We start from the raw sequence: 26,985 nt of genomic DNA, 5'->3' as shown, positions 1-26,985 counted from the left end.
CCAAAAATCTATCGAAATGAGCTAGCAATCGATGACGTGAAGGTCATGCGGCGTCTTGGTGAAGGACTCGTAGCCGTTCTCGGTGACCACGCCGTAGTCCTCCAGACGCACGCCGCCCACGCCGGGCAGGTAGACGCCGGGCTCCATGGTGATAACCGAGCCGACCTCGATGATATTCTTGCTGCGGTTGAAGTTGGGCAGCTCGTGGATGTCAATGCCCACGCCGTGGCCCAGACCATGGTTGTAGTAATCGCCATAGCCGGCATCGCCAATGATCTTCTTGGAAAGCTTGAAAATGTCATTGCCCTCGACGCCCGGATGGATGGCGGCGACGCACTCCTCGTGCGTACGGCGCACGAGCGCGTACAGGTCGAGCTGTTCTTGCGTGGGCTCGCCCATCACGACGGTACGCGTCATATCGGAGCGATAGTCGCAGTAGCCCGCGCCATAATCCATGAGAACGAAGTCACCCTTCTCGATCACACGGTCGCTCGGGACGGCATGCGGATTGGCGGTGTTGGGACCGCTCGCGACGATGGAGCCGAAGGCCAGGCTGTCGGCACCGTTAGCGAACATAAAGTTCTCGAGCTCGTTGCGGACCTGCTTCTCGGTCATACCGGGCTTAATATAGCCGAGCATGTGCTGGAAGGCGGCGTCGGTGATCGACTGCGCGTGGCGCATGAGCTCGATCTCCTCGGCGTCCTTGATGGCGCGCATCTTACGGATGTCGTCATGCATCAGCGGCAGCATGCAGGCAACGGAGCGGTCCTCCAGGCCACGCTGAATACCCTGGTAGAAATTGATCTGCATGTCGTCCTCGACAGCGCAGACGCGGCACTTGTTGGCCGCGATCTTGCCGGCGACCCAACCGGAGATGGTGCCCTCGTCCATGTCGTAAACCCAGGGGCTGCCGGCGGGCGTGTTCTCCTCAAAGCTGTTGAGATAGCGCGAGTCGGTATGGAACAGGCACTGGTCGGCCGTAATAAACGCAGCATGCGGGAACTCGAAGGTGTAATCGAAGACGCCCTTGACGCCCGTAAGCCAACGAAGGTTGGCCTCGTCGCGCACGACGATAGCGTCGTAGCCGCGCTCAGCCATCAGGGCACGGACACGCTCGATACGACCGGCAGGACCGGCAGCAAACTCAGACATGCAGATTCCTTTCTTATTGTCCTCATAAAAGCGGGACGGGCCTCGATCGAAAGATGGAATCGCGCGCGATTCGCAACCGATTGGAAACCCGCCCCTCAACATGATACGAAAGACGATGTATGTCAATAAATCCTAGAGAAGTTCTTTGCGAGAAGCCAAGTATGCGTGAGCATGGCGGTCGAGAACCTCGTCCTCAACGCTCGTTAGACGAATGGCGCCGAGCGCCGCGGGCAGCGGCAACATGCTGCGGTTCGAGCGGACAAACTGCTGCCTGCGGAACTCCTCGATATATGCGGCAGGCTCCAGATCGAAGGCAAGCTCCTCGATACCAAAGTCCTCCAGGGAGTCATCGACCTCAAAGACGTAATCGATATCAAAGTCGCAGGCATCATGTGCTAGGCGCGCCTCAAAGCGCATGCCCTCGGACAGCAGCTGGTAGGCAGGAACCTGCGCCGCGGCTTTGCCCAGGCAGACGCGCAGAGTACGCCCCCCTGTCTTGCCAAAATCGAGCGCATGGCGGGCGCTCGGGTTCGTGGCCATCAGTACGTCCTTACGGGCAGTCTGAGACCACTGAACGGCATTGACGAGCGCGACCTCCTCGCCCGCGAGAATCTCGGGAATGGTCTCGGTAAACTGATTCCAGCGGGACTTGCTGCTCGAAAGCATGGTGCCAACAAGTACCGCATAGCCGAGCTTGAGGTCCTCGGGGTCCGCCTCGCGTACAAGGTCGAGGTCACACACGACCAAGCCCGGCTCGGGACGGAACGCGATAGCGGGAAGCGCATGCGCCGACGAGGCAACAAGCGGCTTCATGGTCGTCGCGACCGTGAGCATGGCGTCGAACGTCGTCGGCAGCAAGGCGCACTCGGTGCGACCGCACCACTGATTGGCGCACCAGCAAACAACCGAGCAGGTCGCCGTGTCGCCGACAGCGACAACGAGATCATCGCAGGTAATGCCGTTAGCCGACAGCGCGCCAAAGACGGTATCGGCATCGACCAGCGTAGCACCGGCAGGCGAAACCTCGAGGACGAGCAGCGACACGGCAAAACCGGCGTCAACAAGTGCATGCTCGACAACCTCGCCAAAACGCTCGGATGTGGCGTCGTTCCAAACCACCATCGCACGCTTAGGCTTGCCCACAGCCGAGGCAAACATGCGCGAAAGCTCCTCGAACGCCCCCAATCCGACGCGGACATCGACACTGCGGTTTTGGAAATTGATAAGTTGACGGCGAATCATAGCAGTCCACGCTCCAAAAGCATCTCGGCACAAAGGTAGGAAACGTCCTCGAAGGACTTGTTGCGAATATCAAGGGTAATATCGGCCGCCTGGCGATACAGCGGACGGCGATGCTCAAACAAGCGCGCAGCGTGCTCGGGCGAGCGGAAATCGGGCCGGGTATCGGAGCGACGAATCTGGCGCAACGAGTCCTCAAAGTCGCCTTCGAGGTACACGCATGTACCCATCTCGTGCATCAGCTCAATGTTCACCGGCGTCTCGACGATGCCGCCCCCGCACGATACCAGCAGGCTGCGCTCGCTTTGAAGCGAACGGAGTGCCGAGGTCTCGAGCTCGCGAAAACGATCCTCGCCCTCGGTCTCAAATATCTCGGTCACCGACTTGCCGCATCGACGCACAACCAAGCGATCGGTATCGATGAATCGACGCTTGAACATAGTGCCCACATTGCGCGCAAGCGTCGACTTGCCCGCGCCCAAAAAGCCGATAAAGAAAATATGGTCGCAGCCGTGTTTGATGTGCTGAGACATGGCGAAACCTATTCCTCGCAGGGAAGGTCGCGCAGGGCCCGGCGCTCAAAGATACGGAAGATCTGCGTGTACCACAGGTCCTGGGTTGCCTGCGGCTTGACCAGAATAGTGTCAACGCAGGCAAAATTACCGCTCCACACGTCCGTGTACAGCTGATCGCCGATCAGCACCGCCTCGTCTGCCGTGGCGCCGAGGCGCTTAAGACCCGCCTTCAAGGCAAACGGGGCGGGCTTCATGGCGTGGCTAATGGCCTCAAGTCCCAGCTCGCGTGCAGAGCTCATGACCTGGTCGCGATGCCAGTTGTTGGACACCATGCACAGCTTAAAGCCTTTGGCGCGGGCGGCGTCGAGCCAAGCGGAAACCGCAGTGGGAACCTGCTCGGTGTCGCGCGGCACCAGAGTGTTATCGCGATCGAGCAGAATGGCGCGTTTGCCGTCGGCCCACAGGGTATCAAGGTCGATGCGATCGACCGAGGCAACGTATCGTTTGGGGCTAAAAATCCTCATGATCAATTCCAAGACTGTTGGTGCTCTTCGTAGGTTTGCGAGAAGTACTCCTCGTCCTGCGTAATGTAGAAATACAGGTCATCAGAGTCGGTCGGCTCAAGCGTGGCCTTGAGTGCCTCGAGCGACGGAGAGCAGATGGGCGTGGGTGGCAGACCCTCGTGCTTATAGGTGTTATAGGGGCTATCACTCTGCAGGTCGTCGGCGGTAACCTCGCCACCGGTGACATACATCATGGTCGCATCGCTGTTGAGATAGCGCAGACCGTCGAGCTTGCCGGCAAGGCGGTTGTAGAAGACCGAGGCCACGTGTGCACGTTGATCGGCGTTGAGGCCCTCGCGCTCAACAATAGAGGCAAGGTTAACGATGTCGTAATCGGACATCTCCACACCGTAGCGCTCCTTGATCTTGGCTTCGCAGCTCGCAAAGTCAAGCGACTTGTACTCGGTCTTAAACTGATTGAGCATGGCGCGAATCACGTCATCAGCCGTCGGCGAATCGCCTAACGAATAGGTCTTGGGGAACAAGAAACCCTCGAGCGAGTCGTTGGCGGCGCCCTTAAGGAAGCTATAGTCGTCCACATAGTTGGAGGCCTTGGCCTGGTTGAGGAAGTCTTCCTTAGAGATGCTGTCGTAGGCCTGGGCCACACGGTCGGCGACTTGATCGACCGTCAGGCCCTCAGGGATAGTCAGCGCATTGGAGCCCGCGTTAGGACCTTCCATGAGCTGCTGAACAACCTTGGTCGCATCCATGAGCGTGGTGAACGAGTAGGTGCCAGGCTTAAGCGACATATCAGCGTTGAGCTTTTTTACCGCCGCGTAGTAATCCTTGGGATTTTCGACGATATGGTTCTCGGAGAGAATCGAGGCGATCGTATCGCCCGAAGCACCGTCGGGAATGGTCACCGTAACCTGCTGACCAGCCGCGACCTTCGTATCCTCACCGGTAAAGAAGCCCTTGACGGCAGGCACGACAAAGAAAGCGATAGTAGCAAGCGCGATTACGGCCACCACGACGCCGACAATCATGGGCACCGGGGAGCTTTTCTTTTGGGCACCGCGACGAGCATGCGTGTTGTAGCTCGAGCGGGCCGCCGGAGCAACGCCATGCGAACCGCGAGCGTGATGCGAATGCGATTGGGGGGCCTGCGTTCGCTGGGTAGGTGCCTGATGCTTAAAGCGAGCACCGCCTGCAGGCTGAGCCGAACGAGCAGCGGGCTGCTGAGCCGCGTGAGAAGCCGGATACTGAACCGAACGAGCAGAAGGCTGCTGACCCGTCCGTTGAACAGGTTGGGCCGAACGAGAGGAGGACTGCACCGGGCGCGCGGCAGATTGAGCTGCGCGCTGGGTCGGCTGTGCCGGACGCTGGCCAGGCTGGGCAGGGCGCGACGACGGCTGACGTGTACGATTCGGCTGGCGCGGATCGGGAGCGCTAGGCATGCGAAACCTCCTCGTTTTTACGATCAAGCCACGTCTGCAAAAACAGGCTGGCGGCAATCATGTCAATCTTGCCCCTCATCTGTTTTTCGTTGAGGCCCTGCTCGCGCAGGATACGCTTGGCCTCCTGCGAGGACAGGCGCTCGTCCTCAAACTCCAACGGAAGATCGAGCTCGTCGGCAATCTTTTGCGCAACAGCGGCAACACGCTCGGCCTGGGGACCGGGCTCACCGGCCATGGTCAGGGGACGCCCACTTACCAGGATATCGGGCTCATAGTCCTCGAGCAGGAAGCGGAACGTCTTGGCCATACCGGTGACCTCTGCAGCCGGGAGCACCTTGACAGGCATCGCCATCTTGCCATCACGGCTCGAGACGGCGATGCCGATCCTGGTCTCCCCTATGTCCAGCGCAAGCGCGACCACAGCGACTACCTAGATTCTTAGGCGCCGAGCGCGGTCTTAGCGGCCGCGAGGGCATCGGCGATGCCGGCGGCGTTCTTGCCACCGGCCTGGGCCATGTTGGGACGACCGCCACCGCGACCGTCGACCAGGCCCGCGATCTGCTTGATCACGTTACCGGCGTGGAAACCGGCCTTGACTGCGTCATCGGAGCCGGCGGCGAGCAGGGCCGGGGTGCCCTTCTCGGTCACGCTGGCGACGACGCAGGCGACAGGACCGGCGACCTTCTGGTGCACGGTATCCCACACATTGCGCAGGTCGACAGCCTCAAGGCCCTGGAGCTCAGCGACGACGAGCTTGTAGCCGTCGAGCTCGACGGCGCCCTCGATGGCGCTGGAGATAGCGTCGGAGGAGCCACCGGTCAGTGCCTTCTTGAGCTTGTTGGAAGTCTCGCGCAGCTCGGCCTGCAGGTTCTCCACGCGGGCGGGAACCTCATCCACGCGGCACTTGAGCGCAGCAGCGGCGGCGTCGACGAGCGCCAGACGGTCGGCCATGTAGTCGAGAGCACCCTTAGAGGTCACGGCCTCAATACGGCGGACGTTGGAGCCCGTAGAGGACTCGGAAATGATCTTGAACAGGCCGATCTCGGCGGTGTTGGCGGCATGGGTGCCACCGCAGAGCTCACGGGAGAACGGCTGGTCCTCGGCGCCCACGAAGACAACGCGGACGACGTCGCCATACTTCTCGCCAAACAGGGCGACAGCACCGGCGGCCTTGGCCTCGTCGATGCCCATGACGCGGGTCACGACCGGCTTGGAGGCGAAGATCTGCTGGTTAACCAGGTCCTCGACAGCCTTGAGCTGCTCGGAGGACAGGGCCTCGAAGTGCGTGAAGTCAAAGCGCAGGTGCTCGGGCGTCACCAGCGAGCCAGCCTGGGAGACATGCTCGCCCAGGACCTGCTTAAGCGCGGCGTCGAGCAGGTGCGTGGCGGTGTGGTTGCGACGCAGGAAGCCACGGCGCTCGGCGTCGAGCGCGGCGGTCACGGTAGCACCGACGGTCAGCGTGCCCTCGGCGACGTGGGTGACGTGGGCATACAGGCCGTTGTGGTTCTTGGTATCGGAAATGGTCAGCGCAACGCCCTCGGCGGAAAGCTTGCCGGCGTCACCCTGCTGGCCACCCATCTCGGCATAGAACGGGGTGCGGTCGAGCACGACCTCGACGTCCTCGCCCGCAGCGGCGGACTCGACGGACTCGCCGTTGCGCACGATGGCGACAACCTTGGCGCCATCGATGACGTCGTTGTCATAGCCGTCGAACTCGGTCGCGGCAACCTTGTCGGAAAGCTCGACCCACACGTCGTTGAAGCTGCCCCAGGCATCGCCCTTAGCGTTGGCGCGGGCACGGGCCTTCTGGTCCTCCATGCAAGCGGTAAAGCCATCCATGTCGACGTCGTGACCGGCGGTGCCGGCGATCTCGACAGTCAGGTCAATGGGGAAACCAAAGGTGTCGTGAAGCTTAAAGGCAACATCGCCCGGAAGGACAGCGCCGTCGGCGAGCGCGGCCAGGGCCTCGTCCAGGTAAACGCGGCCGTTGTCGAGCGTCGTTGAGAAACGCTCCTCCTCGGAGGCGACGATGCCCTTAACGAGCGCGACGTTCTTGAGCAGCTCGGGATAAGCCTCGCCCATCTGAGCGTTGACCTCGTCGATAAACTTGGTCAGGAAGGCGCCCTCGATGCCCAGCAGACGACCGTGGAACACGGCACGACGGAGCAGGCGGCGCAGGACGTACTCGCGACCCTCGTTACCGGGCAGGATGCCGTCGGAGATCATAAAGTCGACGGCACGAGAGTGATCCGCGATGATACGCAGCGAGCGGCTGGCACCGGAGTAATCGTCGGCGTCATAGGTCTTGCCGCTGATCTCCTCGCCGAGTTTGATGAGGTGCTGCATCAGATCGCCGTCGTAGTTAGCGGTCTTGTGCTGCATGATAGCGGCCATGCGCTCCAGACCCATGCCCGTATCGAGGTTGCGGTGCGGCAGCTCCGGCATGGAGCCGTCCTCCTGGCGGTCGTACTGGGTAAACACGAGGTTCCAGAACTCAAGGAAGCGGTCGCAGTCGCAGCCAGGCTTGCAGTCGGGGCTGCCGCAACCGACCTCCTCGCCCATGTCAAAGTAGATCTCGGAGCACGGACCGCAGGGGCCGGTGGGGCCAGCGGCCCAGAAGTTGTCGTCCTCGCCCAGGCGGGAGATGTGATCCTCGGCAACGCCCAGAGAGCGCCACACGTCGTGGGTCTCGTCGTCTTCGGTAAAGACGGTGAAGTACAGGCGGTCGAGCGGCAGCTTGAACTCCTTGGTGATGAGCTCAAAGGCCCAAGCGCAGGCCTGCTGCTTGGAGACGCCGCCAAAGGAGAAGTCGCCGAGCATCTCAAAGAAGGACAGGTGACGGCCGTCCTCGCCGATGCAGTCGATGTCGTTGGTGCGGACGCACTTCTGGCAGGAGATCGCGCCGATCTCCTTCATGGTCTTCTTGCCCTGGTAGTACTCCTTAAACTGGTTCATGCCGGCGTTGGCAAGCAGCAGCGAAGGATCGTCGGGGACGAGGGACGAAGAAGGATAGAGCTTAAGACCGCGCTCCTCAAAGAAGTTGAGGAACTTGGAGCGAATCTCGGCCGTAGTCATTGACGGGTAGTCAGCACTCATAGAGGGAATCTCCTCGGTTTCACATCGAAACAGTTCAAACGTAACGATATTACCATCCCACCGCGCCCGTGCAAAAAAGAGGGCCGCCAAACAGCGACCCTCCAGCGAAAGTGCACGTTATTTAGGACTAAGCAATCCTTGAAAAATAGGCTGCTGTAGAATTACATATAAGACTCACCCGGAAGGAGCGATCGATGAAAAGCAAACGGTTTGTCGTGAATGCACTAACCTCGGTAGCCCTTTTAGCAATCTTCGCTTACTCGAGCTGGTATGTGAACCAGCCGAGATTTGGCTACGCATTGTACGCAGTAACATCTGGCGATAAAGCGTATTACACCCTAAGCGCAATTGACGCCATCTTTTTCTATGTGGCTGGCCCCTTATCAATCGCTTTGATCGCGTTTATTGTTATTTACAACATCAAGAAACGCTAACAGGGCCTATTTGGAATCCGAATCGTCCATGGAGCCGTCGATGCCGGTTTTGGTGTCGTCGTCAGAGCTTGTGTCGTCGTCCTTGGCAAAGGGGTTCTTAAAGAAACCCGTCGCGTCGGGCTGCAGGCCTGAGAGCTTAATCCAGGGATTATCGAGCTCGGGCTTGGGCATGGCCTGGGCCTCGGGCGCGGTCTCGTTGCCGATGAGCTCGGACTCATAGATGAACGTATCGTCTCCGAGCGCGTCGTAGGCGGCGACCGGGTTACCCTCGGTATCGCGATACGGAGTGCCCTTAAACACGGCGCTGTCGTATGCCACGAGCTGACGGCCGGTCTCGTTCTCAAAGTAGTAGACGAAGATGCCCTTGAGGGCCGCGCACAGCGGAATGGCGATAACCATGCCGATGGGACCCATGAGTGCCGAACCGATAACGAGGGCCGTCAGGCTCATAACGGGATGCACCTGCACCGAGCTCTGCATGACCTTAGGCGAAATGACATTATCGGTGACGTTTTGAGCCACCATGGTCACGACAAGCGTCCATAACGCCAGCATAGGGCTGAACATAAACCCGAGCACCGTGGCGATCGCCGCGCTCACCCAGGGACCGACAACCGGAACCAAGTGCATAATGCCGGTAAAGATAGCCATGAGTGCTGCATACGGATGGCCAATGAGCGTAAAGCCGATAAAGGCAAGGATGCCACCGCAGATCGACGTTACGACCATGCCGCGCATATAGCCGCCGACCGAGCGTGAAAGGATGGCAACCATAAAGCGGTACGAGGTCTCTTTTTCCTGTCCGATGATGGTGCAGACCTCGTGGTGCATGCGGGGATAATCGCAGGCAAGCCAGTAGGCAAGCACCAGACCCAGAAAGATGACGAACAGCTGTGAGGCCGTGTTGGTAATGAGCGGAAACACACCGCGGCCGAGCTCGGCAGCAATTTGCGAGACATACTTGGACGCTACGGTAACCAGCGAAGAAAGATTGTCGTCCAGATACTCCTTGAGCGGCGTGTTGTTGAGCGTCTTGGCGTGCGAGAGCATCTCGTTGAGATCACCACCCACAACACGAAGCTGCTCGGGCAGGCGGCTCAGGACTTCCATGATTTGACCGAGCAAAATAGGCGATAGGATGCAGACGACGCCGACGAGCACGGCAACAACCACAATGAGCGCGATGAGCGAACCGAGGCCACGTCCGACGCCGTGATGCTCGAGCCAGTTGGTGATCGGAGACATCACAAAAGCGATGATGGAGCCGACCGCGAGAAACTCGATGACCGGTGCCAGGATGCCCATAAGGTTAAAGATGACGGCAGCGATGACAATGCAGCCGACGACGCCCCAAATGCGCAGCGTCAGAATGCGGGTATCGCGCAGCGTGCGGTCGATTTGTTGGGGGTGCTCACTCATGAACGAACCATCACTCCGTCGGGGTCAATCTTATCTTGAATCTTCTTAAGCGTGCGGCGCAGCAGACGCGAAACCTGCACCTGCGAGATGCCCAGCTTCTTGGCAATCTCGATCTGGGTCATGCCCTTAACAAAACGCAGCTCGATAACCTCGCGCTCGCGAGGCGAGAAATCGCGGATGGCTTCCTCGATTACCAGACGGTCATCGGTAAAGTCGAGCTCGTTGTCGTCGTCGGCATAGCGATCGAGAATCGAAGGCGCATCATCGGAATCGGACGCACCGGGAGCCTCGATGGGCACCGAGGTATAGGCCGAGGACGATTCCATGGCTTCGAGCACCTCGTCAACGGTCACGCCAAGGTAATCGGCGATTTCCTCAACCTTGGGCGAACGCTGAAGCTCGTTGGTGAGCTTATCGGTGGCCTGGTTAACCTTGGCAGAGAGCTCCTGCAGACGACGCGGCACGCGCACACTCCAGCCCTTGTCGCGGAAGTGGCGCTTAATCTCGCCCAAGATGGTGGGCGTGGCAAACGTCGTGAACTCAAGTCCGCGTTCAGGGTCAAAGCGGTCGATAGCCTTGAGCAGGCCCAAATAGCCGACCTGCAAAAGGTCATCGAGCGGCTCGCCGCGGTTCTTGAATTTGTTGGCAAGAAACCTTACCAGGTTCATATGGGACATGACGAGCTGCTCGCGAGCATCCGGATCACCGGTCTCCTTATAACGACGAAACAGCTCGCGGGTTTTCTCCTTGTCCCAAGCGGTCTTGCCGCTCCGGGAGCGTTCGGTCATATTAGATATCCGCCTTGAGGTTGAGGGAAAGCGTTAGGGGCGCCGCAGTCTTTTCGTAGGAATCGCACACGCTTGCAAGAATGAGCTCGGCATACACAGTAGCCTGGTCATCCTCGTCGACGGTGGCCTGTTCCCCAAAGGTAAAGGTCATGCCGACGTGAGATTCGTCCACATCGAAATTGATCGTGATGTCGTCGCAGTCGACCGCGGTGCACCCAAAGATGAAGGCTTCCTCGGCAGCCATGCGGATATCCTCGATGCGATCGACGGACATAGAGCACAGGGCGCCGACGTTAGCGGCCGTCATGCGCACCAAGCGCGCGAGACGCGGATCACCGGCAACGCTCAGCGTGATGGGGAAGGTTGCTTCACTACTCATCGCAGGACTCCTCGGAGGTCTCGGCAGGCGTATAGGTGTAATACTGAGCGGGCTTAGCAGCGGGCTTCTGAGCCGCATCCGCGCCATCGACGGCCTCGTCCTCAGCCTCACCAATCAGAACGCGCTCGGTAGGCTGCTCGTCCTCGGCGGCGGCAGTGGCGAGCTTGCGATCGGCGTCGGCTGCAGGAGCCTTCACCTTATTGAAGAGCTTCTGTACGGCACCGGCCGCAGAATCAGTCACGCTCGATACGGCATTACTGGCCTCGGCCACGCTGCCCGTAACCTCGGAAATGTCGCGAACGACCGCCTCAACCTCAACAAGGTTGGACGTCAGGGCGTCAACGGCAGTTTTGCCCGACTTGAGGAGCGGCTCAACCTGTGCCAGCGCGGGGGTGAGCTCATCGACAGCGCCATCGAGCTTTGCCACCACGGGCTGTGCCTCGGCGAGCGTGTTGTTAAGGTCGCTCACCGTCTTGTCGAGCGAATCAACGACGGTGCGGGTCTTGCGCAGCGTGAGCGCGAGCTCGACAACAGCCCACACGCCGGCAACGGCGAGCAGCAGCAGGGCGATTTGAATGGGACTCATACAAGCCTCCCGAAGGAATCGAAATACAGACGCTGTTCATGGTACCCCAAAGAAGGGCAAAGATACCCAAAGGGAATGTGCGAGGTGCCAATGACCTACTTGGGGGCGTTGCCGCTACGGTCGCGTTCGCTTTGCTCCACACGCCACTCTTCCCAACCGCGGCCCGCAGGCTGCCAGAACGCGCCGCGCTCCAGGCCTTCGGGCAAATAGCGCTGATCGACCCAGCCTTCGGGATAATCGTGCGGATATTTATACACACCGTATTCATCGCTGCCCGGGCGGTGACGATCGCGCAGGTAGCTGGGCACCTCGCGAAGCCCACTTGAATGGATATCGGCCAGCGCCGCATCGATCGAGGCCTCGCACGCATTGGACTTAGGCGCCAGGCACACATAGAGCGCAGCCTGTGCCAGGTTGATGCGACACTCGGGATAGCCAATGACCTCGGCAGACTTAAACGCGGCATGTGCCACCAAAAGCGCCTGTGGGTCGGCGTTGCCAACATCCTCGGAAGCCTGAATCATAATGCGGCGAGCGATAAACTTAGGATCCTCCCCCGCATCGATCATGCGTGCGAGCCAATAGATCGTGGCATCGGGGTCGCTGCCTCGCATGGACTTGATGAACGCACTAATAATGTCGTAGTGCATGTCACCGTTTTTGTCATACGAAAAGCCACGACGTGGGTTGGCGATCTTCACATCGTCAACAGTGATGGGATAGCGCTCCCCCGCCGCCGGCGCTGGCGTCCCCTCGGTATCGGGACGCGTAACGGCAATCTCGCTCGCAAGCTCGAGCGTCGTGAGCGCTGAGCGAGCATCGCCCGCGGCCAATGTGCAAATGGTTTTAACCGTATCCTCATCGGCCGAGAACTTACCGTTTAAACCCTGCGGCGCCTCGAGCGCACGCTCAATGAGCGTGGCGATATCCTCGTCCTTCAGGTGCTCAAGCTCTACCACACGCCCACGCGAGAGCAATGCCGAGTTGACCTCAAAGTACGGGTTTTCCGTCGTGGCGCCAATCATAATGACGGTGCGGTTCTCGACCGCATGCAGCAGGGCATCTTGCTGCGACTTCGAAAAGCGATGGATCTCATCGATAAACAGAATGGTGCGGCGGTCGTAGGTGTTCAGACGGGTCTTAGCCTCATCGATTACGCGGCGCAGGTCCTTCACAGTGCCCGTCACGGCGCTGACCTCGACAAACTCGCTCTTGGTATGGTTGGCGATAATGTGGGCCAGCGTCGTCTTGCCCGTGCCAGCCGGGCCGTACAGAATCACGCTCGACAGCACGTCATGCTCAATCGCGGCGCGCAGCCACGAGCCCTTACCGACGGCCTTTTGCTGGCCCACATACTCGTCGAGCGAATTGGGGCGCATACGCACCGCAAGCGGCGCATTTTTAAAGGAGCGCTCGCGCGTCGAAGCAGAAAAAAGGTCGTCCATAGCCATCCCGTGCATTAATCAAAATCGTTGTTGACCAACAGTATACCGAAAGGATACGAACTACCGTTCGTTAATATAGGTGCGGTGCGGAAACTTTAGACCTGGGAACAATTTGCTCGTCAGCTCGCAGAAATAACCATCCGTCATGCTTGCGATGTAATCGACGACGGCCTGATCCTTGTCGTCCTGCCAGGCATAGGTGCGATCGTAGTAGGAAAGCTGCTGCTCAATGCGCGAAACGTGATGCTTAAAGATGTAAGAGGACTCGTCGCCTTTATTTAGATCCTGCAGGCAACGGTCGTAGAGCTTTTCGAAGGCCTCACGCAACTCTGCCTCAGAATCGCCTTCGATACCGCCCTTGCTATAGATCTTCTCGTAGTTCTCGCGCTTCGCCCGGCGGATCTCCTCAAACAGGTCCTCGCTCATCTCGATACGCGGTTTGCCATAGCTATGCTCAACGATATCGATGGAAGCGTGCGTGAGAATCCAGCTGTTATAGGCGCCGCCCCGACCATCGTCAAAAGCGTCGGGCGACAGCAGGCCCGCCGCAATGGCGTCCTGACGATCACGACCGACGTAGGCGAGGATATCCGAGATACGCACCACACAGCCCTCGAGGGTCATGGGGCGCAGGTGCTCGATCGCGCCATAGCCCTTGGCAATGCAGTCCTCGACGGTACGGTCGAACTGGTCAAACGACGCCATGTCCGAGAGTTCAAAGACACGCTGCTCGTACTCGCCGTTATGGCACAGCACGCCGTCGAGCGTCTGGAGCGACACGTTGCGGCCGTACAGCGCGTCGAGCACGCGGACGGACTGCACGTTATGGAAAAAATAACGACCCGTACGCTCGTGATAGATATCGTTGAGGAAACGCTCGCCGGCATGGCCAAAGGGCGTGTGGCCCAAATCGTGGCCCAGGCCAATCGCCTCGATCAAATCGCAGTTGAGGCCCAGGGCACGGCCGATATCGCGGGCAATGCGCGAGACGAGCTGCACATGAAGGCCGCGCCGCGACAGGTCGTCGTTGCTGCGAAAGCTAAAGACCTGCGTTTTGCCTGCATAACGCGTGTACGCAGGAAGATGAAGAATCTTTTCGGTATCGCGCATAAACGCCGGACGCATAAGCGTGCCTTTGTCGGCAGCGCGATCTATACGACGAATGACCTGGTCGTCGCAGCATCGATAAGGATTAACGACACCCGAGGCGCGGTCGGCGGCGATACGCTCGACCAGCTCGGGCGACAACGCCGCGGGAATGCGGTCCATGCGCGCCTTAATGACGGCCGTTTCTTGATTAGTTGCCATGGCATGCTCCTTAAAAAGGATGCGCAATCGGTTACAATGTGCAGCCCACGACCTCGATTATGGCAAATATCGGCACCAAAAACGGGAGCAATGGCAGGGAGCGCGATTTTGTGATGAGGCAGGAGAAGGCAAGGACCAGGAGCGCGGCGGCAAATGCCACGATGCCACCCATAGGGTCGAGCGTGCAAAGCGCGAAGAGTGCCTTGGCATCTCCCATGCCGATGCCCGGGATTTGGCGAAGACGACGCCAGAGGGACTCAGTCAGAACGAGGGCAAGATACACGATGACGGCAAGACCTGCGTGGTCAAGCGTTGTGTTCAAACCGAGGTCGAGCCAAACGCCCGCAAACGCCGCCACGGCGCACGCGCCAGCAAGCTCATTGGGAAACCGCCGCTCACGGGCATCAACCACCGCACCGGCAAAGACGCAGATCCAAAATGGGATGTAGAACATCGTGCACCTCCATGAGCAGCTGCTCAAAAGCAAAAACCACCACAAAGGCGTCTGTCCCTTTGTGGTGGTTTTGGTTGTGTTTATTTGGCGCCTTGCATGACCTCGTCGAGGGTAACGTTTACGGCATGCTGGGTAGGAACCCAGTCGACCTTCAGGAACAGCGCGGCAACCGTGATGGGGATATAGCTGAACATAAAGATCGGGAAGGTAAACAGGTTGGTCACCAGGCGCCACTTTTGAGCGCAATGAATGTGCTTGTACTCAAAGATGGTCGTGAGCAGCGCCAGGATAAAGAAGGTCTGGTACATCATCACGAACGTCATGATAAGCGAGGCGGCACAAGCCTGCATCTCGACTTCGGTAGCCAAGAAGCCGTGCGAGAGTCCACCCACGATGAGGAACGTCGCGTTGGCGAGCATGGAAATCAGGGACAGAAGCATGCCCGGAGCGATGGTCATAAACATGTCGTAGGCGGCAAAGCGATGATAGCGGAAGGTCGATTTGACCAGGTGCTTACCGTAGGTAAAGAACACCTGGTAGAAGCCCTTGGTCCAGCGCATGCGCTGTTTCCAGGACGCCTTAAACGTCACGGGCTGTTCGTCAAAGAACTCCGCCGGCGCATAACCGATGCGAATGCCGTGAATAGCACAGAACGTAGTGAACTGGATGTCCTCGGTCAGCGTATGGAACTGCCAGCCGTGCATGCCCTCAATTACGCTGGCGGAGATGAGGTAGCCCGAACCAGAGACGGCACAAGACGTCTTACAGATGTTGCGCGCGTTGTTGAGGAAGCGGGCCTCACGCAGATACCAGGTGGCGTTGGCAGACGAAATCCACGAGCTGCCGAAGTTCTTGGAGTTACGATAGCTCGTAACCACATGGAAGCCCTGGTCAAAGGCATCATTCATCTTGGAGACGTAATCGCGGGAGATAACGTTGTCGGCATCGAAGATAAAGTAGCCCTCAAACGTGTCGGGATACTCGTTGAGAATGCGATCGAAACCAAAGTCCATGACCCAGCTCTTACCCTTGCGGGCCAGGTCGTTGCGCTCATAAACGATGGCGCCTGCCTCGCGCGCGAGCTGCGCCGTATTATCGGTGCAGGCATCGGCGACCACGAAGACCTCGATAAGCTCGGACGGATAATCCTGGTCCTTGATGGAGCGAACGAGGTTGGCGATCACGGCCTCCTCGTTATGCGCCGCGATAAAGAAGGCATAGCGGTGGAGTTTTTTGGCCTTGGGAGGCGCGACCTCGCCACGAAGAGCGCCAATGACAAAGAAGACCACCTGGTACAGAAAGCAGACCGTGAGTAGCGTAACCACAATCTGATTAAAGATCACGATGGGCGTGTTAGTTTGTAAAAAGGCGAGCATGCAGGCTCCCGAGAACGCGTTACGTAAACAACCGTATATCTTACCGTAGGCTAACCGAGTTCAAGAAACCACCTAATACTGGTTAGGGTTCGAGCAGACCGAGCTGCGGAACGATTTCGTCGCCGGCGGCAGTGCGGCCGAGCGAGCGCGGGGCTAGGTCATCCAGAACGGCGGCGAGATCCCACGGCAGCTCATCACGGCACTCAATGCGCTCCCCCGTCACGGGATGATCGAACGCCACACGCCAGGAATGGAGGAATTGCCTGGTCAAACCCTGGTCGGCACGCACATCGCACTTACCGTAGAGCGGATCGCCCACGCAGGCGTGGTTGATATGGCGCATGTGCACGCGAATCTGATGCGTGCGACCCGTAAACAGGTGGCACTCGACGAGCGTATAGCCATCGTCAAAACGCGTGGAATCGAAGCGCTCGAGGACCCTAAAGGTCGTAATGGCCTGGCGCGCGAAAGGATCGTCCGAAACCGCCATCTTGACACGGTCGCGCGTAGAACGGGCAATGCCGGTGTTGATCGTGCCCTCGTCCATGGCAATGTGGCCGTGGACGAGCGTAATGTAGCGGCGGTCGAGCGTGCGCGTGCGGATGAGATTCTGGAGCGCGCGCTGGGTGTCGTCGTCTTTTGCCGCGAGCATAAGGCCCGAGGTGTCACGATCCAGGCGATGCACGATGCCGGGGCGGTCCTCGCCCTGCACGGTGCCCAGATGGTCAATGCCACAGTGATAGACCAAGGCGTTCGCAAGGGTGCCGCTCTCGTGGCCATGGGCGGGATGGCACACCAGACCGCGCTGCTTGGAGAGCACGATGAGGTAGTCGTCCTCGTAGCGGATATCGAGGGGAATGGCCTCGGGAATCACATCGGTGGGATCGTGCGGCTCGGGCAAATCGACCGAAATACGGTCGCCGGAGCGCACGGTATACTTTTTTGACAGGCATGTCTCGCCGTTGACGGCAACGGCACCGCCCTCGATCAGATGCGCGCAGGCAGAGCGCGTAGGGCAGCCGTCATTAGCGCCCAGATAGGCGTCAAGACGCTGACCAGCGGCATCGTCGGCAACAAGGATATGGATGTCGGCCATTAGCGCTCGCTCCTTTCGCGAATCTTGCGGGCACGCTCCCCACGCTGCTGGGCCTTGCGCTTAGCGCGGGCCTCGTCACGGGCGTTGAGCTCGGCGGTCGCGTCGACCTCACGGGCCGCAGGACTCAAGAACATGTAGCCGATGAGGGCAAGCACCACACCGACCGTAATGCCGACATCGGCCACATTGAAGACGGGGAAGTCGATGAAGGTGGTGGCAATAAAATCAGTCACGAAGCCAAAGGCCAAACGATCGATAGCGTTGCCGATAGCACCGCCCGCAACCATCGCCATGCCCACAACCTCAAGATGGGCGAGCTGGGGTGCACGAACGAGGTACACGGCAATAGCGATAATGACCGCCAACGCCAGCGCGGCAAACGCGATGCCATGCCCCTCGCCCATGCTAAAGGCAGCACCGATATTGCGGATAAACATAAAGTCGATAACACCGGGGATGACGGTCACATGCAAAGAGTCGCCCACGGCACGAACCGCAAGCTTGGTCAGCTGGTCAACAAGCAGCACAACCAGCGCCACCCCACCAGCAGCACCCAACCGCCAACGCAAAGGCGGCGTCATATCCGCACCACGACCCAAAGAAATCCCCTACCCTCAGATAATCAAATTCCGTTTAACGCAAATAACCATCTTATATTGCCACACGCAGAGCGCACGACACATTCGCTAACGTCAGATAAATAACCAGCATAAAAGAAAGCGGCATTCCGAAAAACAGAATGCCGCTTTTATTCAACGGGGCAAATGGGCGGAAGGCGTCCAAATTCTCCCTATAACTAAAATGCCGAGTTACCGTGCCTTAAAGGGCATTCGCGCACCTCTTACAGATATGAGCGTGGCCGTTGTACTCGCCGACGGTGGTGCGGTAGTTCCAGCAACGGTCGCAGCACTCGCCCTCGGCAGCCTCGATGGCAACGGAGAGCTCCTCGCCCTGGGTCAGTTCAACAGCGGAGACGATGTAGAACTCGGCCAGGTCGACGGCCTTGTCGCCGGTCAGCAGCGCGTACATCTCGGCGGGAACGACCGCCTTGACGCGGACCTGCTGGCTCTTGGTGAAGGTGCCGGCGGAGCGGGCGTCCTCAAGGGCCTTGGTCACGGCGCTACGGAGCTCGAGTGAAGCCTCGAGCACGCCCTCAAACTCATTGGCCTCGTCGATCGTGATGGGCGACTTGTACCAATCGAGCAGCGCGGCGTACTTCTGATGATCGACGCAGCCGGCGGGCGCATAGGCCATGGCCTCGTCAACGGTGTAGGACAGGATCGGCTGCAGGTCGCGCATGAGCATCGAGAAGAGCTCGGCCAGCACGGTTTGGGCGCTGCGACGCTCGAGCGAGCCGGGCTTCTCGCAGTACAGACGGTCCTTCAGGGCGTCGAGGTACACGTTGGAAAGCTCGGTCACCACGAAGTCGTAGAGTGCACGGTAGGCACGCGGGAACTCGTAGCTGGCGTAGGCGTCGTCAACCTCGGCCTGGACCTGGGTCAGGCGGGCAACCATGAGCTTGTCGAGCGGCAGCAGGTCGGCAAAGGCGACGCCGTCGGTCTCGGGCTCAAACTGACCCTCGAGCTCGGAGAGCAGGAAGCGCAGCGTGTTGCGGAAACGACGGTAGGCATCGGACGTACGGGCGAGAATCTCGTGGTCGATGGACACGTCGGAGCTGGTATCGACGGATGCAACCCACAGGCGGATGATGTCGGCGCCCATCTCGTCGCAGACCTTGTTGGGGTCGATGACGTTGCCGAGCGACTTGGACATCTTGCGGCCCTGTCCGTCGAGCGTGAAGCCCTGCGAGACGACCGCCTTGTACGGAGCATGGCCGTTGGCGCCCACCGAGGTGAGCAGCGAGCTCTGGAACCAACCGCGGTGCTGGTCGGAGCCCTCGAGGTACACATCCGCCGGATACTCCAGCTCGGGACGGTACTCGCAGACGGCCTTCCAGGAGACGCCGGAATCCCACCACACGTCGAGGATGTCCTTATCGGCCTTGAGGTGATGGCCACCGCACTTGGGGCAGACGCAGGCCTCGCCAAGATAGCTCTTGGGAGCGTCGGTGAACCAGGCGTCGGAGCCCTTCTCGTGGAAGAGCTTGATGACGGCGTCGAGCGTGGCGTCGTTCATGACCTTCTCGCCGCAGTCGGCGCAGGTGTAGCTGGGGATAGGCACGCCCCAGTTGCGCTGGCGGCTGATGCACCAGTCGGGACGCTGCTCGACCATGGCGCCGATGCGGTTTGCCGCGTGGGCCGGATACCACTTGACGTTCTCACGGACCTCCTTGCCGGCCTGCTCGCGCAAGCCGGTCTTGTCCATCGAGACGAACCACTGGTCGGTAGCACGGAAGAGCACCGGGTGCTTGCAGCGCCAGCAGTGCGGATAGCTGTGCGTGATCTTCTTCTCGAGGACCAGGGTGCCGCGCTCGCGCAGGAACTCGATAATGTGAGGGTTGGCCTCATCGGTATCCATACCGCTGAAGGGGCCACCGGTACCAAACTCCTCGCCGGTGTAGAACTTACCGTCGTCGTCAACCGGCATGCAGATGTCGGTGATGCCCTCCTTGAGGCAGGCAAAGTAGTCGTCGACGCCGTGGCCGGGCGAGTTGTGGACGATACCGGTACCGTCATCGACGCCGACGTAATCGGCCAGCAGCGCCACGCCCTCAACGCCGTCAAAGATCGGCTGCTTGTAGTGGATGTGGTGGAAAGTCTCAGCGGGAACCACATAGGGCTTGCCGTCGACCAAAACCGGGGTGTACTCCCAGCCAAACTCCTCGCAGCACTTGGGAGCAAGGTCCTCGAGCATGACCTCGGCGCGGCCGTCGTGCTCAACGGCGACATAGGCGGCGCCGGGCTTGAGGGAAACGGCCTGATCGGAGGGGATGGTCCACGGGGTAGTCGTCCAGATGATGAAGTCGACCGGGCCGTCGAAGTTCTCGAGGCCGGCGGGCTTGGAGGTCATCTCAAAGCGAACAAAGATGGAGGGACTCGTCTCATCGGAGTACTCGATCTCGGCCTCGGCGAGTGCGGTGTGGCAATGCTTGCACCAGTGAACCGGCTTGTGTCCGCGATAGATCATGCCCTTATCGAACATGGCCTTGAAGACCTCGATGTCGGCGGCATCATGCTGGTGATAGAGCGTCAGATAGGGGTTGTCCCAGTCGCCGAGCACGCCCAGGCGACGGAAGCCGGCCTTCTGCAGCTCGATGTTCTCGACAGCGAACTTGTTGCAGAGCTCGCGGATCTTAGCCGTGGAGGTCTGGTTGAACTTCTCGGTGCCGAGCTTCTCCTCGACCTTGTGCTCGATCGGCTGGCCATGGCAGTCCCAACCGGGGACATAAGGGACCTCATAGCCCTGCATCATCCAGTAGCGGTTGATCATGTCCTTGGAGATCTTATTCATGGCGTGGCCGATGTGGATCGGACCGTTGGCGTACGGAGGGCCGTCGTGCAGCACGAACTTCTTGTGACCCTCGTTCTTCTTCAGAACCTGCTCGTAGACCTTGTTGTCCTGCCAGTCCTTGAGTCGCTTGGGCTCGGACTTGGAAAGACCGGCACGCATGGGAAATCCGGTTTTAGGCAGATTCATCGTCTGCTTGTACTCGTTTGCCACGGTACCCCTTTCATGTCATGGGCGCGCACGCCCTCTGGGCACCAAAAAAGCGCCCGTCCCTACAAGCTGGGACGAAGCGCCGCAAAACGGACTGTACGCCCGCAAAAGCTCTTCGCTTAACCACCCAGCTTAGATGCCCTCGCCCGCGTATTCGCGCGCTCGCATCCGTTACTCGGCTGGCCTGTATCGACGACCATCTCGGCGATGTCTACTAAGACGTGCCTGCACGGCGCGTCCGTTGGGATCGCAGCTCCGGGGTGATTTTCATCGGTCGCATGCACGGGCTCTCAGCGCTCCCCGCTCTCTGTAGCATGCGGACGGCCGACTACTCGTCCCCATCAACGCTTCTGCGCTGTATGGTAGCACGGTCAACGCTGGCGAAAAACCCTCAACATCGGTTTCATACTTTAGAAATTTCTCACGATCACTAGCCTTCTCTTGGAGCAAAATACCTGAAAGCACTTTATCTAACGAAAGAAGGCTGCTATGCGCACGATTGGAATGAGCGACTATACCGTCGGCGAGGATTGCTTTGACGAGCTGCCCGGCGCGCTGGCCGAGTACGGAGCGACCAAGGTCGCAATCATCGGTGGCAAACGAGCGCTGGCCGCGGCGCTTCCCGGAATCGAAACCGCGCTGGCGGGAACCGACGTCGAGATTCTGGAGACGCGTGTCTACGGCACCAACAGCACGCGCGCCAATATCGCCAAGGTTGTGAACTCCCCCGCCTGCCAAGAGGCCGACGTACTTATCGCGTGCGGCGGCGGCAAGGCGCTCGATACCGTCAAGACGGCGGCCATCGAACTCAAGAAGATCGTCTTTACGGTGCCGACGATCTGTTCCAACTGCTCGGCCGCGACCGCCATTGCCGTTGTCTACAACGACGACGGCTCGCTCGAGGGCTATTCGTACCCCAACCGCCCCGCACACATCTTCATCAACCCCAAGATCATTGCCGAGGCTCCGGCGGAGTACTTCTGGGCCGGCGTAGGCGACGCCCTGTCCAAGCAGCCCGAGGTCGAATACGCCACGAGCGCCGGCAACCTGGAGCACACCGCCGGTCTTGGCCTGGCGCTCGCGCACACCTGCTCCGAGCCGCTGTTTACCTATGGCGTGCAGGGTCTTGAGGACGTTCGCCAGAACCTGTCGACCGAGGCCGTCAAGCAGATCGCGCTCGATATCGTGGTCAACACGGGCTATGTCTCCAACCTGACCAACCAAAACGATTACTACTACAACTCGAGCGTGGCGCATGCGTTCTACAACGCCACCTGCAGCATTCCGCGCGAGGGCACCTACCTGCATGGCGAGGTCGTGAGCCTGGGCGTGCTGGTGCTGTTTGCCTACACGGGCGACACCGAGAACCTTGAGCGCTACGCAGCCTTTAACAAGGAGATGGGGCTGCCCGTAACGCTTGAGCAGGTCGGGCTTTCCGAGTCCGATATCCCCGCCCTGTGCGAGTATGCGCACGCCACCAACGAGTGGAAGCAGGGAAACCCCGAGCCCTTCACCGACGAAAAGTTCGCCGCCGCCATCAAGGCTGCCAACACCTACGGCCACACGCTCTAGGACTGGCCCAAAACCACCACAAAGGGGACAGGCACCTTTCTGGTGGTTTTTTATTGCTCCAGCATTCAGTTCGTACTCGAACCCGATTCTTTACGAGAAAGGGTTCGGGTACGTTTTTTGTTTATCGGAAATTCTGCGGAAGGACTACTCGGAACGGTAAACAGGAACGAACAGAGGCAGGGTATCATCGTGGTGATGGTATCCTGCCTTTTGTTTTGCGGGATCAAGGTCGCTTTATGCGAACTTGATCGCCACTTATATGGCGCATTGATGGCAATTGCTGCGTACGTGCATACCGGGAGCCCGTACACCTCTGGCAAGGCGTAACACACTAGACTTTGTTCCAAAGTCCGTGTGCTAAGGGGGCAGGCCCCTTAGAATTCCTGTGGAGTGTGTACGCACGTACGCAGGAAAACGGCAAAATTTCGCTATATCAGGGCGTTCTTTCATTGGAGAGTATGGTATACACGGCTTAGTTCAACAAATAAGAATTTATATATAGGAGAATATTGATGAAACTGTTTTTATGTTCTCACTTTTCAAGTGTAGGAAGTCTGGTAAAGGAAGAAATTGAAAATAAAAAAGTCGCATTTATTCCAACAGCTTCGCTGCGTGAAGGCTACACCGGTTATGTCGGCTCGGCTCGAAAATTATTCAAAAAGTTGGGAGCAATCGTAACTGAAATTGATATTTCAACGGAGGCTTATTCAACGATACAGTCTCTTTTTGAAGATTCAGATGTGATCTATTTTACCGGCGGAAATTCTTTTTTCCTTATAGACCAGCTCCGTAAAACGGGAACGGATGAGCTGTTGAAGAAAGAATTGGAAAAGGGAAAACTGATGATTGGTGAATCGGCAGGTGCGATTGTATGCGCTCCAAGCATCCAATATATCGAGCAAATGGATGAAAAGCCGGAGGACTACTCACAAGAAGATGATTCAGGGCTTAATTTGATTGATTTCTATGTTCTTCCGCATTTTCTTACAGCACCATTTAAGAAAGTTACCGAGAAAATAATGACTGAGTTTTCGGATTTGAATCTATGCCCAATTAACAACCGTCAGGGAATTGTAATTGATGGTGAAGGTTCAAAGGTAATTTGCAAAGACTAATTTGAAAATTCCAGTTTGCTGTACTCGTTCCTAGCAGGGTTAGGGGCAGGCACGCCCCAACAAGAAGCTGTCCCAAAGGGGCAAGAATGGGGACTGCGGACGATTTCTTGGACCGTTACGCGGCCCTTCCCAGCGCGGAGCGGAACTCGGCCGGCGTGCGGCCACCGAGCGCATCGCTGCGCCTCTCCGTATTGTATCGACCGATCCAGCCCCCGAGCTCCTCGATGAAGCGGGCGGGGGTCCAGTCCGACCAGTCCCTGCCGTGCCAGAACTCCTTCTTGAGCAGGCCGAAGAAGCCCTCCATCGCCGCGTTGTCCGGGCTTCAGCCCTTGGCGGACTGAATTGGCTACACTGATGTGGACAATTCCAGGAGGGGCGCAAGAGACGGGAGGGCCGTGTACGCGTTCCTGCGCGAGAGCCGCGGGGAGGGGCTGCCTGGGTACGTGCCTGTCAACTCGGTCTACGTCTTTGATGACCGGGTCGTACTCAATATAAACTTCACGGATGATGCCAAAACGGTCACCCGTGAGGAAGTGTTGGGTTCGAGTGCTATGGACAATGTTCCAGTATGCTGGGGTCGAACTCACTTGCGGGAATCACACGATACCCGTGGTGCAGCAGTAGGTCGACAAAAACACCGTTGCCCGCAGTGAGCGTACCGCTGAACGTTCCGTCGTAGATGCGACCCGCACCGCACGAGGGACTACGATCTTGAAGGATGCACGCAGCGATTTCGGACGGGCCGCCCGCCTGCTCGCACATATCGAGTGCGCGCTCTGCGCCCAGGCGAAACTCGCGATCGATCGAGACGCCCTCGCAGGTACGGACCTCGCCGTTCACAATCTCGGACGGCTTGCGCGGCGTGGGCAGGCCGCCAAAGACCTCAGGGCACACCAAGAGTACCTCGGTCCCCGTGCATTCGCACGCTTCGACCAGCTCGCGATGGTAGTTATCGAGCCCGTTATACTTGCAGCTCTCGCCCATCAAGCAGGCACTTACCACGATTTTCATATTCAACTCTCCCCACGCAAAACGCCCCATTTGAGATGGACACTCAAATGGGGCGATAGACACTGCGCAACCAGTATTACTGCTGCTTTGGCATCAGCGGATTCTCGCGCGTGAGGAGATTCATGAACTCCTCGCCCGTGATCGTCTCCTTCTTGTACAGATAACGAGCCAGCTCATGGAGCTTAAACTTGTTCTCCTTGAGGATCTGCAGAGCGCGGTCGTGCGCATCCTCGATCAGCTTGGCGACTATCGCGTCCACGCGTTCGGCCGTACCGGGGGCGCAGGTGAGCGACGTATCCTGGTTGAGGTACGCATTCTGAACGGTACCAAGCGCCATCATGCCAAACTCATCGGACATGCCAAAGCGCGTCACCATGTTGCGGGCGAGCTTGGTGGCCTGCTCGATATCGTTGGCGGCACCGGTCGTCATCTCGCCAAAGATAAGCTCCTCGGCTGCACGGCCACCGCAATAGACAGCGAGCTTGTCCAGGACTTCCTGGCGCGTGGTCAGGAAGCGCTCATCCTCCTCGACCTGCATGGTGTAGCCCAGAGCACCGCTCGTACGCGGCACGATGGTGATCTTGGTAACCGGCGCAGAACCCTTCTGGCGGGCGGCAACGATGGCATGGCCGATCTCGTGATAGGACACGACCTGTTTCTCGTGGTCGGACAGAACCGTGGACTTACGCTGCTGGCCGGCGATGACGACCTCCACCGACTCCTCAAAGTCATCCTGAGTCGCGCGCTTGCGACCCTCGCGGACGGCACGCAGCGCGCCCTCGTTGATGATGTTGGCCAGGTCGGCGCCCGAGGCACCGGGCGTGGCGCGGGCAATCGCGGTCAGGTCGATCGGCGGCTCCGTCTTCACGCTCTTTGCATGCAGCTCGAGGATGTTCTTACGTCCGGTCAGGTCGGGCAGCTCAACGGGGATGCGACGGTCAAAACGACCGGGGCGCAGCAGGGCCGGGTCAAGGCTGTCGGGACGGTTGGTAGCAGCAAGAACGACGATACCCTTGTGGTTATCGAAGCCGTCCATCTCGGTCAACAGCTGGTTGAGCGTCTGTTCGCGCTCGTCGTTGCCACTAAAGCCGCCGCCATCGCGCTTCTTACCGATGGTATCGATCTCGTCGATAAACACGATGCACGGGGCCTTTTCCTTGGCCTGCTTAAACAGATCGCGAACCTTAGCGGCGCCGCGGCCAACGAACATCTCAACAAACTCAGAACCAGAAATACTAAAGAACGGCACGCCCGCCTCGCCGGCCACAGCCTTGGCGAGCAGGGTTTTACCGGTACCCGGAGGGCCGACAAGGAGAGCACCGCGTGGCAGTTTGGCGCCGATCTCCTCGTAGCGCTGCGGCTTCTCCAGAAAGTCGACGACCTCCTTGAGGGACTCCTTGGCCTCTTCCTGGCCGGCGACATCCTTAAAGGTCACGCCCACGTCCTTGGAGGCGATCACGCGCGCGCCGGACTTGCCCAGTCCACCGCCGCCAAAACCACCGCCGCCAAAGTTCATCGACGGACCGTCATCACCCATGGCCTTCTTCATGCGGCGGTTGAGCCACCAGCCAATCAGGAAGAAAATCGCCATGGGAAGAATGAGGGTGAGCAGGTAGTAGGTCATCAAACCCGAGTTCTTGTCGGGAACGACCGATTCCAGGGACGCACCGGATTCAAGCACGCGATCGGTAAAACCCGCATCATTCGGCACACCGGTCGTCTTGTAGGCGATGTTCTCGTCCTCGCCCTTCTTGGTGTAATAAATCGTGTAATCGTCCGTGTTGTACTCGACCTTGTTGACGCTCTTCTTATCGAGCGCTTTGACAAACGTCGAGTAATCGGTCTTCGTAATCTGCTGCGTGTGACCGATGTTGGGGAACAGAACGGTCGAGAGCACGAGGTAGACGACGAAGGCGATGAGCACGTAGAGGATCATATTCCGTCTACGTTTGTTGTCATCCATCTCCATCTGCTTGAACTCCATCTACTGGGGTTGATAATGGTTTCTAGAATACCCAACCCGAGCGACGATAAACCGACGCCGGGCACGAAAGGACAGAGATGGCATCACTGGAAGTCGGCAAGGTTCAGATCTACACGGGCGACGGAAAGGGCAAAACCACGGCCGCCTTGGGGCTGGCTTTGCGTGCCACAGGTTATGGTCTCAACGTACTCATGCTGCAGTTTGCCAAGAAGCTGCACTGCGCCGAACACGATGCCGCGCCGCGCCTGGGACTGCGCATTGTGCAGGCCGATCGCGACACGCCCGAGGCTTGCGCCGCGCAGATCATGGAGCTCGCACGCGAGCAGATTAGCCAGGTAGACATGCTGATCTTGGATGAGCTGGGAGAAGCCATGCGCCGAGGCTTTGGTGACGCATAATTTCTTTCGCAAATTGACAACCGCATAGCGGAACACGGCC

The 26,985-nt window shown here is 58.9% G+C and carries 25 protein-coding genes; 4 read left to right on the top strand and 21 right to left on the bottom strand.

Annotated elements, in window-relative coordinates:
• Positions 1-21 precede the first annotated feature (21 nt).
• From DW796_RS05995 to alaS, 7 genes are all read right to left on the bottom strand, one after another.
• Positions 22-1,152, bottom strand: a complete 1,131-nt coding sequence (locus DW796_RS05995; protein WP_118094566.1) for a Xaa-Pro peptidase family protein — start codon at positions 1,150-1,152, stop codon at positions 22-24.
• Positions 1,153-1,284: 132 nt separating this feature from the next.
• Complete coding sequence (locus tag DW796_RS05990; protein ID WP_118094565.1) at positions 1,285-2,394, bottom strand: hypothetical protein; 1,110 nt, start codon at positions 2,392-2,394, stop codon at positions 1,285-1,287.
• Positions 2,391-2,924 (bottom strand): shikimate kinase, encoded by a 534-nt coding sequence (locus tag DW796_RS05985; RefSeq protein WP_099431675.1) that lies wholly within the window; start codon positions 2,922-2,924, stop codon positions 2,391-2,393. Before DW796_RS05985 ends, DW796_RS05990 begins: the two co-directional genes overlap by 4 nt.
• A gap of 8 nt (positions 2,925-2,932) precedes the next feature.
• Positions 2,933-3,430, bottom strand: coding sequence for a YqeG family HAD IIIA-type phosphatase (locus tag DW796_RS05980; RefSeq protein WP_117861840.1), 498 nt, complete (start codon positions 3,428-3,430; stop codon positions 2,933-2,935).
• Between the two features lie 2 nt (positions 3,431-3,432).
• A complete protein-coding gene (gene mltG, locus DW796_RS05975; protein ID WP_233539683.1) occupies positions 3,433-4,866 on the bottom strand; it encodes an endolytic transglycosylase MltG in 1,434 nt (477 codons plus the stop codon).
• Positions 4,859-5,287, bottom strand: coding sequence for a Holliday junction resolvase RuvX (ruvX, locus tag DW796_RS05970; protein WP_118094563.1), 429 nt, complete (start codon positions 5,285-5,287; stop codon positions 4,859-4,861). Before ruvX ends, mltG begins: the two co-directional genes overlap by 8 nt.
• A gap of 17 nt (positions 5,288-5,304) precedes the next feature.
• The gene (alaS, locus tag DW796_RS05965; protein ID WP_118094562.1) at positions 5,305-7,962 is read right to left on the bottom strand and encodes an alanine--tRNA ligase; all 2,658 of its coding nucleotides are present in this window, start codon (positions 7,960-7,962) and stop codon (positions 5,305-5,307) included.
• 194 nt (positions 7,963-8,156) lie between these two features.
• Here alaS and DW796_RS05960 point away from each other — a divergent pair, with 194 nt between their 5' ends.
• Positions 8,157-8,396 carry a hypothetical protein gene (locus DW796_RS05960; RefSeq protein WP_118094561.1) on the top strand — a complete coding sequence of 80 codons (240 nt, stop codon included), beginning with the start codon at positions 8,157-8,159 and terminating at the stop codon, positions 8,394-8,396.
• A 6-nt stretch (positions 8,397-8,402) separates the two neighbouring features.
• On the opposite strand, the gene DW796_RS05955 is transcribed toward DW796_RS05960, so the two are convergent.
• The 11 genes from DW796_RS05955 to ileS form a co-directional block, all read right to left on the bottom strand.
• On the bottom strand, positions 8,403-9,815 hold the full coding sequence (locus DW796_RS05955) for an AI-2E family transporter (RefSeq protein ID WP_118094560.1): 1,413 nt from the start codon (positions 9,813-9,815) through the stop codon (positions 8,403-8,405).
• Complete coding sequence (locus tag DW796_RS05950) at positions 9,812-10,603, bottom strand: RNA polymerase sigma factor SigF (protein WP_117635146.1); 792 nt, start codon at positions 10,601-10,603, stop codon at positions 9,812-9,814. The genes DW796_RS05955 and DW796_RS05950 overlap by 4 nt, the downstream gene beginning before the upstream one ends.
• A gap of 1 nt (position 10,604) precedes the next feature.
• Positions 10,605-10,982 (bottom strand): ATP-binding protein, encoded by a 378-nt coding sequence (locus DW796_RS05945; protein WP_118094559.1) that lies wholly within the window; start codon positions 10,980-10,982, stop codon positions 10,605-10,607.
• A complete protein-coding gene (locus tag DW796_RS05940; protein WP_118094558.1) occupies positions 10,975-11,568 on the bottom strand; it encodes a hypothetical protein in 594 nt (197 codons plus the stop codon). The genes DW796_RS05945 and DW796_RS05940 overlap by 8 nt, the downstream gene beginning before the upstream one ends.
• Positions 11,569-11,663: 95 nt before the next feature.
• A complete protein-coding gene (locus DW796_RS05935) occupies positions 11,664-13,013 on the bottom strand; it encodes a replication-associated recombination protein A (protein ID WP_164473304.1) in 1,350 nt (449 codons plus the stop codon).
• 60 nt (positions 13,014-13,073) lie between these two features.
• Positions 13,074-14,321 (bottom strand): deoxyguanosinetriphosphate triphosphohydrolase family protein, encoded by a 1,248-nt coding sequence (locus DW796_RS05930; RefSeq protein ID WP_117820260.1) that lies wholly within the window; start codon positions 14,319-14,321, stop codon positions 13,074-13,076.
• Positions 14,322-14,352: 31 nt separating this feature from the next.
• The gene (locus DW796_RS05925; RefSeq protein ID WP_118094557.1) at positions 14,353-14,775 is read right to left on the bottom strand and encodes a prepilin peptidase; all 423 of its coding nucleotides are present in this window, start codon (positions 14,773-14,775) and stop codon (positions 14,353-14,355) included.
• A gap of 80 nt (positions 14,776-14,855) precedes the next feature.
• Positions 14,856-16,151 carry a glycosyltransferase family 2 protein gene (locus tag DW796_RS05920; protein WP_117635141.1) on the bottom strand — a complete coding sequence of 432 codons (1,296 nt, stop codon included), beginning with the start codon at positions 16,149-16,151 and terminating at the stop codon, positions 14,856-14,858.
• Positions 16,152-16,233: 82 nt separating this feature from the next.
• A complete protein-coding gene (locus DW796_RS05915; RefSeq protein WP_118094556.1) occupies positions 16,234-17,247 on the bottom strand; it encodes an RluA family pseudouridine synthase in 1,014 nt (337 codons plus the stop codon).
• Positions 17,247-17,828 carry a signal peptidase II gene (gene lspA / locus DW796_RS05910; RefSeq protein ID WP_118094555.1) on the bottom strand — a complete coding sequence of 194 codons (582 nt, stop codon included), beginning with the start codon at positions 17,826-17,828 and terminating at the stop codon, positions 17,247-17,249. Before lspA ends, DW796_RS05915 begins: the two co-directional genes overlap by 1 nt.
• Before the next feature lie 238 nt (positions 17,829-18,066).
• Complete coding sequence (gene ileS, locus DW796_RS05905) at positions 18,067-20,844, bottom strand: isoleucine--tRNA ligase (protein ID WP_222847475.1); 2,778 nt, start codon at positions 20,842-20,844, stop codon at positions 18,067-18,069.
• A gap of 510 nt (positions 20,845-21,354) precedes the next feature.
• Here ileS and DW796_RS05900 point away from each other — a divergent pair.
• Both DW796_RS05900 and DW796_RS05890 read left to right on the top strand, forming a co-directional pair.
• The gene (locus DW796_RS05900; RefSeq protein WP_117820265.1) at positions 21,355-22,437 is read left to right on the top strand and encodes an iron-containing alcohol dehydrogenase family protein; all 1,083 of its coding nucleotides are present in this window, start codon (positions 21,355-21,357) and stop codon (positions 22,435-22,437) included.
• 512 nt (positions 22,438-22,949) lie between these two features.
• Positions 22,950-23,552: a Type 1 glutamine amidotransferase-like domain-containing protein gene (locus tag DW796_RS05890; RefSeq protein WP_118094552.1), complete on the top strand. Its 603-nt coding sequence runs from the start codon at positions 22,950-22,952 to the stop codon at positions 23,550-23,552.
• 115 nt (positions 23,553-23,667) lie between these two features.
• Here DW796_RS05890 and DW796_RS05885 read toward each other — a convergent pair whose 3' ends face one another.
• The 3 genes from DW796_RS05885 to ftsH all read right to left on the bottom strand — a co-directional run bounded on the left by DW796_RS05885 (position 23,668) and on the right by ftsH (position 26,532).
• Complete coding sequence (locus DW796_RS05885) at positions 23,668-23,856, bottom strand: IS3 family transposase (protein ID WP_099431656.1); 189 nt, start codon at positions 23,854-23,856, stop codon at positions 23,668-23,670.
• 245 nt (positions 23,857-24,101) lie between these two features.
• Positions 24,102-24,563: a DUF523 domain-containing protein gene (locus tag DW796_RS05875; protein ID WP_117820267.1), complete on the bottom strand. Its 462-nt coding sequence runs from the start codon at positions 24,561-24,563 to the stop codon at positions 24,102-24,104.
• A 76-nt stretch (positions 24,564-24,639) separates the two neighbouring features.
• Complete coding sequence (gene ftsH / locus DW796_RS05870) at positions 24,640-26,532, bottom strand: ATP-dependent zinc metalloprotease FtsH (protein ID WP_187361833.1); 1,893 nt, start codon at positions 26,530-26,532, stop codon at positions 24,640-24,642.
• Positions 26,533-26,624: 92 nt separating this feature from the next.
• Between ftsH and DW796_RS05865 the strand changes: the two genes are divergently transcribed.
• Positions 26,625-26,945 (top strand): cob(I)yrinic acid a,c-diamide adenosyltransferase, encoded by a 321-nt coding sequence (locus DW796_RS05865; RefSeq protein WP_233539682.1) that lies wholly within the window; start codon positions 26,625-26,627, stop codon positions 26,943-26,945.
• Positions 26,946-26,985: the final 40 nt, after the last annotated feature.

Origin of the sequence: Collinsella sp. AM31-2AC (assembly GCF_003469285.1) — a bacterium.
In the GTDB taxonomy this organism is placed as follows: Bacteria; Actinomycetota; Coriobacteriia; order Coriobacteriales; family Coriobacteriaceae; genus Collinsella; species Collinsella aerofaciens_AT.
This window is presented reverse-complemented; position numbering and strand designations above follow the sequence as displayed.